This is a genomic window from Rhodococcus sp. LW-XY12, assembly GCF_019317345.1.
Taxonomy (GTDB): Bacteria; Actinomycetota; Actinomycetes; order Mycobacteriales; family Mycobacteriaceae; genus Rhodococcus; species Rhodococcus pyridinivorans.
The window spans coordinates 1,827,266-1,839,655 of the sequence record NZ_CP079225.1 but is presented as its reverse complement, the minus strand read 5'-3'; the positions used below and the strand labels follow the sequence as shown (position 1 = coordinate 1,839,655).

Here is a 12,390-nt window from a genome sequence, read left to right as displayed (position 1 = left end):
GACTAGGGAGCGACCATGGCGTTCGCGATGACGCGGACGGCACTGGTGATGCCGTCGAGCAGATTCCCCTGGCCGAAGGACGACACGGCCGCGGTCACGCCGAGCTGCAGCACCCGGTCGGTGGCGCGGTCGGCGGCGGTGCGACCCGAGCGGATCTCGATGCTCCGCTGGTTCGGGAAGACGGCGACGAGGACCGAGTTGTCGGCGTCCGGCGTCGTCGGCAGCAGGGCGTCGGTCGCCGCGGCCGGATTCTCGTCGTCACCGATGTAGACGGTGAACCGCACATTGGTGATCCGCGTCGCGTGCGTGAGCGTGTCGTCGAGGGTGATGAGGTCGCGGTCCTTGAAGGGCGCACCCGTGAAGGCCTGACCGAGACCGCGCACGGCAGAGATGCGTCCGCTCGCGGTGAGTGCCGCACCGTGCGGCAGGTTCTCCGGCGCGACGACCGGACGCTGGATCACGTCACCACTTGCCACTTGCGGTACCTCCGATCAGCTCCGCCGAGGTCAGAGCGGCATGACCGTGACCATGATGCGGGTATTTCCAGGGATGGGTCGATTCGTCGGTCGCGGTCCACAGGAGCGGTCCGTGCTCCCATTTCCGGTCGAGCGTGTACGGGTCGTCCGACGGCGTGGAGCCCGGGTACTTGCTCAGGACGAAGGACAGCCCACCGAAGACCAAGACGATCAGCAGCGGGATGCCGACGAAGATCAGGGTTGTCTCGAGAATGCTCACAGCCAAACGTTAGCCCAGCCGGGCCCGAAAGGCCTCATACGCCCCGGAGAACGGCCCGATCAGGCCGCGCCCTCCCCCAGATAGGGCAGCCAGGTGGGGTGCAACTCGGGCAGGGTGGCGAGCAGGCGCCAGTGCCGGCCCTTGGGCGGATTCGGCACCACACGCAGGGTCCATCCGAGTTCGGTGAGCAGCTTGTCGGCCTTGCGGTGGTTGCACGGCGCGCAGCATGCGACGCAGTTCTCCCAGGTGTGCTCGCCGCCTCGGCTGCGCGGCACGACGTGGTCGATCGTCTCGGCCTTGCCACCGCAGTAGGCGCACCGGTTCAGGTCGCGGTGCATGAGCGCGGCCCGGGTGAGCGGCACCCGCGCGTGATACGGAACGCGCACATAGTTGCGCAGACGGATCACCGATGGCAGCTGCACGGACCATTCTGCCGACCGCACCAGCGGGGCGAGCGGATCGTCGTGCACGGTATCGGCCTTGCCCCCGGCCATCAGGACCACGGCCCTGCGAGCGGGCAGGGCCGTGAGTGGCTCGTAGGTGGCGTTGAGCAGCAACACTCGACGTTTCAACCAGTCGGGTACCGTCGCGGTGCTGTCGTGCACCACGCGCAGTGTGGTAGCCCCCGGCACCCCTGCAGGGGCGTCCGCGGGCGGGAGTTGTCGATGCGAGCTGCTGCTGTGCTTCATACGACCTCCGAAAAGACTGGGAACAGTGGACCACGGATGCTCCCGAATCGCACCCCGAATCAGCGGACCGGTCCAGGTCGGGCCGGTGAACATCCGGTGACGGTCCCGCCCGGCACGGCTCGTCGGGCGGTGTGCGGTCGGGAGCGGGCACAATGGACGGTCGAGAGGGACGGTGAACGAATACAGATGAGTGACGAGCAGACCTTCTACGAGGCGGTCGGTGGCGCCGAGACGTTCCGCCGGCTCACTGCACGGTTCTACGAGGAGATCGCACGGGACGAGATCGTCCGGCCCCTGTATCCCGAGGAGGATCTCGGTCCGGCCGAACGACGCATGCGGATGTTCCTCGAGCAGTACTGGGGCGGCCCGCGCACCTACTCCGAGGAGCGGGGCCACCCGCGGCTGCGCATGCGTCATCATCCCTTCCGGATCGGGCCGCTCGAGCGCGACGCCTGGTTGCGCTGCATGCACACCGCGATCGCGTCGATCGACGAGAAGACGCTCGACGACGAGCACCGCCGGCAGCTCGTCGACTACATGAACATGGCGGCCGACTCGATGATGAATTCCCCCATCTGACCGAGGTCGGCGCAGCTCAGCGGCCCAGAATCCGGCGCAGGCGGTCCTCCACCTTCTGGGTGAACCGCGCCGCCGGCGACAGGTGACGACGCAGGACGGCGTGCTTGCGCACGTATTCGGGGACCTCCCACAGAGCGGTGGTCCCGGCTCGGAAGAGCGCCGCGTCCCCGGCACGCAAGGTGCGCGGCTCGGAGTCTGCGGACGAGACGATGACCGAGCCCTCCACGATGTGAACAATCTCGTCGACGCCGAAATGCCAGTCGAAGCGACCGGCCGTGCAGTCCCACACGTGTGTGGTGGTGGTGCGGTCGGCGCTGGTCGCCCACTGGCCGCTGCGCGCCACGGGCGCGCCCTCGCGGATCCACGCAGGGTCGATCGGGTCGTCGCGCAGCTCCACGTCGTCCAACCGGACCGCGACGATCGATGTCGTATTCATGCCGTTCGTCCTATCATGCGGGCAGGCCCGGACGGAACGGCCGCGGCCACGTTCGCCCTGCCTTTCGCCCTGTCGTCTGACACGATGAGTCCCGTGGCCCACCCCGCAGCACCGACCCCCGGACGAGGCGACCCGACGGCGCCGTGGTGGCGCAACGCGGTCTTCTACCAGGTCTATCCCCGCTCGTTCGTCGATGCGAACGGTGACGGCATCGGCGACCTCGCGGGGGTGCGCAGCCGCCTCGGCTATCTCGAACTGCTCGGTGTCGACGCGATCTGGCTCAACCCGGTGATGCGTTCACCGATGGCCGATCACGGCTACGACGTCTCCGATCCTCGCGACATCGACCCGCTGTTCGGGGACATTGCCGATCTCGAAGCGCTGGTCGCCGACGCCCACGCGCGCGGCATCCGGGTGGTGATGGACCTCGTGCCGAACCACGTCAGCGTCGAGCACCGCTGGTTCCGGGCCGCGCTCGAAGCCGGGCCGGGCAGCCGTGAACGCCGGCGCTTCCACTTCCGCGACGGGCGCGAACCGGACGGCAGCGCACCACCGAACAACTGGCCGAGCGTCTTCGGCGGGCCGGCCTGGACCCGCATCACCGAACCCGACGGCACGCCCGGTCAGTGGTATCTGCACGTCTTCGCTCCCGGGCAGCCCGATCTGAACTGGGACGACGAGGAGGTCGTCGAGGACCTCGACAAGACCCTGCGGTTCTGGCTGGACCGGGGCGTGGACGGTTTCCGGGTCGACGTGGCCCACGGGATGGCCAAGCCCGCAGATCTTCCCGACCACGAGGGGTGGGAGACCAACGAACTGCTCGGGCACTCCCCCGCCGACCCTCGGTTCAACAATCCCGAGGTGCACGACATCCACCGCCGCATCCGGCGGGTCTTCGACGAGTATCCGGACTCGGTGGCGATCGGTGAGATCTGGGTCGACGACCACGAACGGTTCGCCGAGTACCTGCGCCCGGACGAACTGCATCTCGCTTTCGACTTCCACCTGACGCTGTCGGACTGGGACGCCGACGCCGTCCGCGACGCGATCGAGAAGGGCCTGGCGGCGGTGACGGCGGTGCATGCCTCACCGACGTGGACGCTGTCGAACCACGACGTCGACCGCGAGGTCACTCGGTACGGAGGCGGTGAGGTCGGGCTCGCGCGGGCACGCGCGATGATCCTCGTCGCCCTCGCGCTCCCGGGAGCAGTGTTCGTCTACAACGGTGCCGAACTGGGGTTGCCGAACGTCGACCTGCCCGACGAGGTGCTGCAGGATCCGGTCTGGGAGCGATCCGGCCACACCGAGCGCGGACGCGACGGATGCCGCGTGCCGCTGCCGTGGGAGGGCGAAACACCGCCCTTCGGGTTCACCTCCGCCGGGTCCGCGTGGCTGCCCCAGCCGCCGGAGTGGTCGGCGCTCACCGTTGAGAAGCAACTCGAGGATGCGGGCTCGACGCTCTCGCTGTACCGCCAGGCGATCGAGATCCGTACGGAGCGAAGGCGATCTATCAGCACGGAGCGAAGGCGATCCGAGGGCGGTGGGATCGGCTGGTACGGAAGCCCGGCGGGGTGCCTGGCCTTCCGCCGTTCCGACGGCCTGACCTGTGTTCTCAACGCCGGCGACGTCGCGGTCGATCTGCCTCCCGGCGAGGTGCTGCTCGCGAGTGCGCCGCTCACCGGACACGCACTGCCACCGGACACCGCCGCCTGGTTGGCGTGAGGCTCCCTCAGAGGACGCTCAGACCGAGCCCCCCGCCGCGGCGCAGATAGACCGACCCGAAGCGGGCGTCGAGGCGCATCCAGGTGGCGGACGCCCGGACCCGGACCACCTCGGCGGGATCGATACCCGTCGAGTCGACGCTGTCACGACCGGCACCCGGCACGAAGCCCATCGCACCGAGCGCGAACACCATGCGCATCGGCACCCCCACGGTCGTCCCGGCACCGCTCACCTCGAGAACCTCTTGGGCGAGCAACGACGCCGGCGGTCCCTGCGCGCCGTGCTCGCGGGTGAGCGCGACGCCGCGTTGCGCGAGTGCGACGAGGATCCGTGCCGGCACGTCGTCGACGTGGACGTAGCCGTCGTCGGGTGGAAGTGCGCCGCGCCAGGCGGAATCCATCGCCCAGCCCGGGTCGACCTCGGTGCGCGGTTCGGACCCGGCGAGGAGCGCGGCCCGCAGCGACTCGGCGGCCACGCAGGTGTCGGCCGGAGCCACGGTTCCGCGGACGACGCGTCCGGCGAGCACCTCGAAACCGGTGCGTGTCCACACACCGAGCAATCCGTCGCCGCGGCGGCGCAACCGCACCACGGCAGCCTCGTCGAGACGCGCGGCCCGGGCCAGGAATGCGGCGAGGTCGACGCTGTCGTCGGGGTCGGCGAGCGTCAGGAGGCGCTCTGCACGTCGGATCCGGTCGTCGGTCACGTCGGCCTCGTCAATTGCGGTGCCACCGTCAGTTTCGTTGCCACTGACGCAGGAACTCGCGTTCGTCGTCGCTGAGCCGGCGCAGGCGCTGGGTCTCGATGTCGAACGCCGCGATCTGGGTGGACGCGACCACCGCCGGCGCCGAGTCGACCGGGGCACCGCCCGGCCGCACCTCGTACCCGATCGTGAAGTCGACGGCCCGCACCTTCTCGGTCCACATCAGCACGTCGAGCGGACCGTCGTCGTGGCGCAACTGCCCTCGGTAGCGGACGTGGAGGTCGGCGATGACGGCGCCTTCACGCAGATCGCGGGTGGGGCGGCCGTCGGCGAACAGCCACGGGATCCGCGCTTCTTCGAGGAGGGTGACCATCCGCGCGTGGTTGATGTGCTGGAAGACGTCCATGTCGGACCACCGCACCATCACCTCGGTGTGGAAACCGAACTGTTCGCCCGCACCGCTCACTCGTTACCTCCGATCGGATGCGCGCGTGCGCACCATGCCCCTGATCTGTCGTGCCGCCACCGAGAGGGTGGCGAGGTCCAGACTTCCAGACGCGAATATCTCGTCGAGCGCCGCCCTCGCACGGACGAGTTTGGAGCCGTTGGACGACTCCCAGTCCTCGATCATCTCCTCGGTCGACTCCCCGGGTTCGGCGCCGGCGAGCACGTCGAGGACGAGCGACCGCAACGAGCCGTACAGGTCTTCGCGCAGCGCGAGGCGTGCCAGCGAATGCCAGCGGTCGCCCCGCTCGAGACCGGAGACCGCCGTGAGCAGGCGGTCGACGCCGAGACGCGCGTCGAGGGCGTAGTAGAGATCGGCGACCTCCGCCTCGTCGCGCTGCTCTATGTCGGCGATGTCGATGACGTCGAGCAGCGGGAACTGGTCGAGGAGCCGGAAGACGACGCCCGTGAGCTCCTCCGGTGCTCCTCGTTCGAGGAGCGGGCGGGTACGACGAAGGAAGTCCTCGGCGTGGTGCCCGCGCATCCAGTCCGCGACCCGCGGTGCGAGACGCGCGAAGGCATCGCGGTAACGGCTGATCTCGGCACCGACCGCGAGGGGCTGCGGTCGCGTGGCGAGGAGCCGGCGCGACGCTCGGTCGAGCACGCGGCGGGATTCGAGCAGCAGGTCGTCCTCGATGTCGACAGGCAGCCCGGCGGCCCGGATCTCGTCCCACAGGGCCGGTAGCCCGAAGATGGTGGTGACGGCGGTGTAGGCGCGGATGGCGTCGGTCGCCGTCGCCCCGGCCTCCTCGGCGAGCCGGTAGACGTAGGTGGGGCCGCCGTTGTCGACCGTGGTGTTGGCCAGCATGGTCGCAACGATCTGCCGACGCAGCGGATGCGCCCGGATTCCGGCCCGGAACCGCTCGCGCAGAGCGGGCGGGAAGTAGGCGGGCAGGATCGACGCGAAGGTCTCGTTGTCGGGCAGGTCCGTGGCCAGCAGGTCGTCGACGAGGGCGAGCTTGACGTGGGCGAGGAGCTGCGCCAGCTCCGGCGACGTCAATCCCTCCCCCGCCGCTTCACGACGATCGAACTCGGCCTCGTCGGGCAGGGCCTCGAGGCCGCGGTCGAGTCCACGATCGAGTTCCAGGGCTGCGAGCATCCGACGGTGCACCCCCAGCAGGGACGGCGCGACGACCCGCTCGAGTCCGAGCACGGCGTTCTGCGAGATGTTGTCGGCGAGAACGAGTTCGGCGACGTCGTCGGTCATCGACGCGAGCAGCGGATTGCGGTCCTCCGCCGCGAGTTCGCCGGCGGTCACCATAGCGTCGAGGAGAATCTTGATATTGACCTCGTGGTCGGAGCTGTCGACGCCGGCCGAGTTGTCGATCGCGTCGGTGTTGATCTTTCCGCCGGCGCGCGCGAACTCGATGCGGCCGCGTTGCGTGACACCGAGATTGCCGCCCTCGCCCACGACCCGGGCACGCAGTTCCCGCCCGTCGACGCGCACGCCGTCGTTGCTCTTGTCCCCCACGTCCGCATGGGTTTCCGTCGACGCCTTCACGTAGGTGCCGACACCGCCGTTCCACAACAGGTCGACGGGTGCGCGCAGGATCGCGCGGATCAGTTCGGGCGGTGGGAGTGCGGTGACGTCGTCGGGCAGGTCGAGCACCGCACGCACCTCGGGACCGACGGGCACCGACTTGGCCGTCCGGTCCCACACCCCGCCCCCGGCCGAGACGAGTTCGGTCGAGTAGTCCTTCCACGACGACCGCGGCAGTTCGAACAACCGGCGCCGCTCCTCGAACGACCGCTCCGGATCGGGATCGGGATCGAGGAAGATGTGCCGATGGTCGAAGGCCGCGACGAGCCGGATGTGCCGGCTGAGCAGCATGCCGTTGCCGAAGACGTCACCGCTCATGTCACCGATGCCGACGACGGTGAAATCGTCCGTCTGCGGGTCGGATCCGAGTTCGCGGAAGTGACGCCGGACGCTCTCCCATGCACCGCGCGCGGTGATGCCCATCTCCTTGTGGTCGTAACCGGCGGAGCCACCTGACGCGAACGCGTCGCCGAGCCAGTAGCCGTATTCCGCCGCAACGGAATTCGCGAGGTCGGAGAATGACGCGGTGCCCTTGTCCGCGGCCACCACGAGATACGGGTCGTCGTTGTCGTGACGCACGACCCGCTGCGGCGGGACCGTGTCGTTGCGGGCGGCGTCGAGGTTGTCGGTGATGTCGAGCAGACCGGCGATGAAGCACCGGTAGCACCGCTCGCCACGCTCGCGGACGGCGCGCCGGTCCGCCTCGGCGTCACCGGTCGGACGCGGGGCGTGCTTGACGACGAAGCCGCCCTTCGCACCCACGGGCACGATCACCGCGTTCTTCACGGCCTGCGCCTTGGCCAGGCCGAGCACCTCCGTGCGGAAGTCCTCCCGGCGGTCGGACCAGCGCAGACCACCGCGGGCGACGGGACCGAACCGCATGTGGACGCCCTCGACGCCCGGGGCGTAGACGAACACCTCGAAAGCCGGTCGCGGCTGGGGTAGTTCGGCGATCCGTCGCGGATCGAACTTGAGCGACAACGCCCGGCCGTCGGGGCGCTCGTGCCCGATACCGCCGGCCACGTAGAAGTTGGTGCGCAGGGTCGCACGGATCAACGAGAACAGTCCCCGGAGGATGCGGTCGGTGGCCAGGGCGGTCACCTCTGCGATCGTCGTCGTGAGTTCCTCGGCGATCTGCTGTTCGCGTTCGGCGGAGGCGTTCTCCGGATCGAATCGGGACTCGAACAGCCCGACGAGCAGCGCCGCGGTGTGGGGGGCGCCGAGCAGCACACCTTCGATGTTGTACTGGCTGTACGGAAATTCGGTCTGGCGCAAGTACTTCGCGTAGGCGCGGAGAAGCACGATCTGCTTCCAGGTGAGCCCGGCACGCAGCACGAGCTGGTTGAACCGGTCGGTCTCGACCGCCCCCCGCCAGGCCACGGTGAAGGTGTCGGTGAGACGATCCGCCAGGGTCGGATCGGCCTCCACGATGCCGTGCTCGATGTCCTCGGGCAGGCAGAGTCCGAAATCGTATATCCCGCACTCGATTCCGTCCGATCGCGGCAGCCGGTAGGGCCGCTCGTCGACGACCTCGACGCCGAGGCTCTGCAACACCGGGAGGATCCGGCCGAGGGTGACCGTCTCGTCGGCGATGTACAGGGTGAAACGCAACGACAACGGATCGTCGGAACCCGGACGGTACAGGTGCGTGTCGAGATCGCCGGAGTCGAGCGCTTCCAGACGCCGCAGGTCGTCCAGGGCACGTTCGGAGCCGAAGTCCTCCTTGTACGCCTCGGGCACGACCTCGGCGTACCGCTGCACCAGCAACGGATCGAGATCGCCGGTCGCGGCCGCCGCCTCACCGAGCCGATCGGCCCAGTTGCGGGTCACTTCCGCGAGCATCGCCTGGATCCGCAGGCGGTTCTCCTCGGAGGTGTCCACCTCGCGACGTGCGCGCCCGGAGAAACGGATCGTCACGTGCAGCAACGCGAGGTCACGTTCGGATACCCGCGCGGTGTAGTCGAGTACGCCGCCACCGAACTCGCGCAACAGGATGTCCTGGATCGCCACGCGCACCTTCGTCGTGTAGCGGTCGCGCGGCAGGTAGACGAGGCACGAGATGTACCGCCCGTAGGTGTCGACGCGGACGAACAACCGCACCTGCCTGCGGATGTCGACCACCGCCGTGACGGTCTCGTAGAGGGTGTCGGTGTCCATGGAGAACAGTTCCGCGCGGGGCACCGTCTGCATGATCTCGAGCATCGCCTGGCCGCTGTAGGACGACAGCTCGACCCGCGCCCGCGCGACGATCTCCCGCACCCGGCGCGAGACCACGGGGATGTCGAGGATGTTCTCGTGCAGAGCGGTCACGGTGAGGACACCGAGGAAACGATCCTCCCCGACGAGCGCGCCGTCGGCGTCGAGCCGGGCGACGCCGACGAAGTACGGATAGACGGAACGGTGCACGGTGGCGGGAAGCGCGCCCTGAGTGAGCACGAGCAGCGGGCGACGGCACGTGCCGACCTCACCGGGCAGGTCGAGCGGGTCCGCGACCGAGGCATCGGTGCGCAGCACTCCCCGGCCGCTGCCGGGCACGGGCGTCGCGCGCACGTTGTCGTCGCCGCCGTCGGGAACGAAGTCGTAGCGCCGGTAGCCGAGAAGGGTGAAGTTCCCGCCGCTCAACCAGCGCAGCAGTTCGGCGGTCTCGGTGAGCTCGTCGGCCGTGTAGTGCGCCGGCGGATCGGTGGCCAGGCCGTCGAGCGCGTCCGCGAGGTCGCGCTGCAGGGCGTGCATCTTCCCGGAGTCCGACGCCACCTGCCGCACATCGGACAGTACGCGCCGCAGGCCGTGATCGATCTCCTCGAGCGATTCGTCGTCGACGGGCCCGCGCAACTCGATGTGCATCCACGATTCGGCGACTCCACCCGAGGCCCGTCCGCCTTCGTCGGCCAGGCGCTCGAGGTCGCCCTCGGCGGTGCGGCGCGCAGACAGGACGGGGTGGATGACCGTCGCCACCGAGACACCCAGCCGGGACAGCAGTGCCAGCACCGATTCGACGAGCAGCGGCATGTCGTCGGTGACGATCTGTACGGCGACACCCATGCCCTCGGTGCGGCGCACACCGACGACAGCGGTGCCCGGTGCGCGGCGACGACCGAGACGGACGTGCTCGAACGCGGCCGCGCCGTGGTCCGTGGTGAACTCTCCGGAGCTCTGATAGATCCGCTCGAGGACCGCCTCGGGAGAGGCATCGCTGTCCGTTGCATTTGTCTGCACCACAGCCGGATCGGCCATCGACACCCTTCCTGCTCTGTCGGGCGGATACTCCGCGCGCCGCGGACGGACTCGTGATCGAGCCTATCCGCGGCGCGCAATCGGGGGGTCGGAACCGGCGGGTCGGGTAACAGCCGGGCCGGTCGACAGGATGTACCCGCTCAGCCGGTGGGCGTGACGGCGCGGTGCCGGTCGAGCACCGCCCGTACCTCGTCTGTCAACGGCTGCGACGTGTCGGTCTCGGGATCGAAGCCGACGAGCACGGTGTCGGCGACCGCGCACACCACGCCGTCCCGGTCGAGGATCGTCTGACGCACCGTGAACGAGCTCGTGCCGAGACGCAGCACCGTCGTCTCGACCTCGATCGGCGCCGAGGAATCCTTGATCGGACGCAGGAACTCGACGTCCATCTTCCGGAGCACGACGGCATCGCGGGCCGGCAGCTCGCTCCGGAAGAACTTGATGCGCCCTTCCTGCAGGTATTCCACGACCTTGGCGTTGTTGACGTGCCCGAGCCGGTCGGAGTCGCCCCAGCGCACCTCGACCGGGCACCGGTAGGGCCGGTGGCCGTTGCGCTCAGTCACGCGTGAGCTTCCGGTGCGTGACGCGGTGCGGACGTGCCGCATCGGCTCCGAGACGCTCGATCTTGTTCGCCTCGTAGGCCTCGAAGTTGCCCTCGAACCAGAACCACTTGCCCTCTTCGACGTTGCCCTCCCACGCCAGGATGTGGGTACAGGTGCGGTCGAGGAACCAGCGGTCGTGGGAGATCACGACGGCGCAACCCGGGAACTGCTGCAGCGCGTTCTCGAGCGACGACAGGGTCTCGACGTCGAGGTCGTTGGTCGGCTCGTCGAGGAGGATCAGGTTGCCGCCCTCCTTGAGCGTGAGCGCCAGGTTCAGGCGGTTGCGCTCACCACCGGAGAGCACACCGGCCGGCTTCTGCTGGTCGGGACCCTTGAACCCGAACGCGCTCACGTACGCGCGCGACGGCATCTCGTTCTGCCCGACCTCGATGAAGTCGAGACCGTCGGAGACCACCTCGAAGACCGTCTTCTTCGGGTCGATGTTCGCGCGGTTCTGGTCGACGTAACTCAGCTTGACCGTGTCGCCCACCTTGACGGTGCCGCTGTCGGGCTCCTCGAGACCGACGATGGTCTTGAACAGCGTGGTCTTGCCGACGCCGTTGGGACCGATGACACCGACGATGCCGTTGCGCGGCAGCGTGAACGACAGGTCCTTGATCAGGACACGGCCGTCGAAGCCCTTGTCGAGGTGCTCGACCTCGACAACGACGTTGCCCAGACGCGGCGGCGTCGGGATCTGGATCTCCTCGAAGTCGAGCTTGCGGTACTTCTCGGCCTCGGCTGCCATCTCCTCGTAGCGGGCCAGACGCGCCTTGTTCTTCGTCTGCCGTGCCTTGGCACCGGAGCGGACCCACTCGAGTTCCTCGCGGAGCCGCTTCTGCAGCTTCTGGTCCTTCTTGCCCTGGACCTCGAGACGCTCGGCCTTCTTCTCCAGGTAGGTGGAGTAGTTGCCCTCGTAGGGATGCAGCTTGCCGCGGTCGACCTCGCAGATCCACTGCGCGACGTGATCGAGGAAGTACCGGTCGTGGGTGACGGCCAGCACGGCGCCCGGGTAGGACGCGAGGAACTGCTCGAGCCACAGCACCGACTCGGCGTCGAGGTGGTTGGTGGGTTCGTCGAGGAGCAGCAGGTCGGGCTTGCTCAGCAGCAGCTTGCACAGCGCGACACGGCGGCGCTCACCACCGGAGAGGTGGGTGACGGGTTCGTCCGGCGGAGGGCAGCGCAGTGCGTCCATGGCCTGCTCGAGCTGCGAGTCGAGATCCCACGCGTTGGCGTGGTCGAGCTCCTCCTGGAGCTTGCCCATCTCCTCCATCAGCTCGTCGGAGTAGTCGGTGGCCATGAGCTCGGCGATCTCGTTGAACCGGTCGAGCTTGACCTTGATCTCGCCGAGGCCCTCCTCGACGTTCTCCCGGACCGTCTTCTCCTCGTTGAGGGGCGGCTCCTGCTGGAGGATGCCGACGGTGGCCTCCGGATCGAGGAAGGCCTCGCCGTTGCTGGGCTGATCGAGCCCGGCCATGATCTTGAGAATCGACGACTTGCCCGCGCCGTTGGGTCCGACGACGCCGATCTTCGCGCCGTGGTAGAAGCTCATGGTGACGTCATCGAGGATGACCTTGTCACCGTGCGCCTTGCGCACCTTCTTCATCGTGTAAATGAACTCCGCCATGACCACCAGCGTATCGGTCGAC

At 68.6% G+C, this 12,390-nt stretch carries 11 protein-coding genes; 2 read left to right on the top strand and 9 right to left on the bottom strand.

All coding sequences use genetic code 11. The annotated features are described in order from the left end of the window. Positions 1-2 precede the first annotated feature (2 nt). Genes KXC42_RS08655 through KXC42_RS08645 form a run of 3 tightly spaced genes read right to left on the bottom strand, consistent with a single transcriptional unit; the run spans position 3 to position 1,424 of the window. A complete protein-coding gene (locus tag KXC42_RS08655) occupies positions 3-476 on the bottom strand; it encodes a DUF5130 domain-containing protein (RefSeq protein ID WP_006551128.1) in 474 nt (157 codons plus the stop codon). Further along, positions 463-735, bottom strand: coding sequence for a membrane protein (locus KXC42_RS08650; RefSeq protein ID WP_006551127.1), 273 nt, complete (start codon positions 733-735; stop codon positions 463-465). The genes KXC42_RS08655 and KXC42_RS08650 overlap by 14 nt, the downstream gene beginning before the upstream one ends. A 59-nt stretch (positions 736-794) precedes the next feature. Beyond that, on the bottom strand, positions 795-1,424 hold the full coding sequence (locus tag KXC42_RS08645) for an HNH endonuclease (RefSeq protein ID WP_024100561.1): 630 nt from the start codon (positions 1,422-1,424) through the stop codon (positions 795-797). Between the two features lie 186 nt (positions 1,425-1,610). Here KXC42_RS08645 and KXC42_RS08640 point away from each other — a divergent pair, with 186 nt between their 5' ends. Further along, complete coding sequence (locus tag KXC42_RS08640; protein WP_006551125.1) at positions 1,611-2,003, top strand: globin; 393 nt, start codon at positions 1,611-1,613, stop codon at positions 2,001-2,003. Between the two features lie 16 nt (positions 2,004-2,019). Here KXC42_RS08640 and KXC42_RS08635 read toward each other — a convergent pair whose 3' ends face one another. Next, positions 2,020-2,439: a cupin domain-containing protein gene (locus tag KXC42_RS08635; RefSeq protein WP_006551124.1), complete on the bottom strand. Its 420-nt coding sequence runs from the start codon at positions 2,437-2,439 to the stop codon at positions 2,020-2,022. A gap of 84 nt (positions 2,440-2,523) precedes the next feature. On the opposite strand from KXC42_RS08635, the gene KXC42_RS08630 reads away from it, so the two are divergent. Continuing rightward, a complete protein-coding gene (locus tag KXC42_RS08630; protein ID WP_219130197.1) occupies positions 2,524-4,161 on the top strand; it encodes a glycoside hydrolase family 13 protein in 1,638 nt (545 codons plus the stop codon). Between the two features lie 7 nt (positions 4,162-4,168). Here KXC42_RS08630 and KXC42_RS08625 read toward each other — a convergent pair whose 3' ends face one another. The 5 genes from KXC42_RS08625 to ettA form a co-directional block, all read right to left on the bottom strand. After that, complete coding sequence (locus KXC42_RS08625; RefSeq protein WP_082921035.1) at positions 4,169-4,864, bottom strand: hypothetical protein; 696 nt, start codon at positions 4,862-4,864, stop codon at positions 4,169-4,171. Between the two features lie 28 nt (positions 4,865-4,892). Further along, positions 4,893-5,327, bottom strand: coding sequence for a thioesterase family protein (locus tag KXC42_RS08620; protein ID WP_016691845.1), 435 nt, complete (start codon positions 5,325-5,327; stop codon positions 4,893-4,895). 3 nt (positions 5,328-5,330) lie between these two features. After that, positions 5,331-10,139, bottom strand: coding sequence for an NAD-glutamate dehydrogenase (locus KXC42_RS08615; RefSeq protein ID WP_219130196.1), 4,809 nt, complete (start codon positions 10,137-10,139; stop codon positions 5,331-5,333). 140 nt (positions 10,140-10,279) lie between these two features. Beyond that, positions 10,280-10,702: a thioesterase family protein gene (locus KXC42_RS08610; RefSeq protein WP_019289031.1), complete on the bottom strand. Its 423-nt coding sequence runs from the start codon at positions 10,700-10,702 to the stop codon at positions 10,280-10,282. Then, positions 10,695-12,368: an energy-dependent translational throttle protein EttA gene (ettA, locus tag KXC42_RS08605; RefSeq protein WP_006551119.1), complete on the bottom strand. Its 1,674-nt coding sequence runs from the start codon at positions 12,366-12,368 to the stop codon at positions 10,695-10,697. Before ettA ends, KXC42_RS08610 begins: the two co-directional genes overlap by 8 nt. Positions 12,369-12,390: the final 22 nt, after the last annotated feature.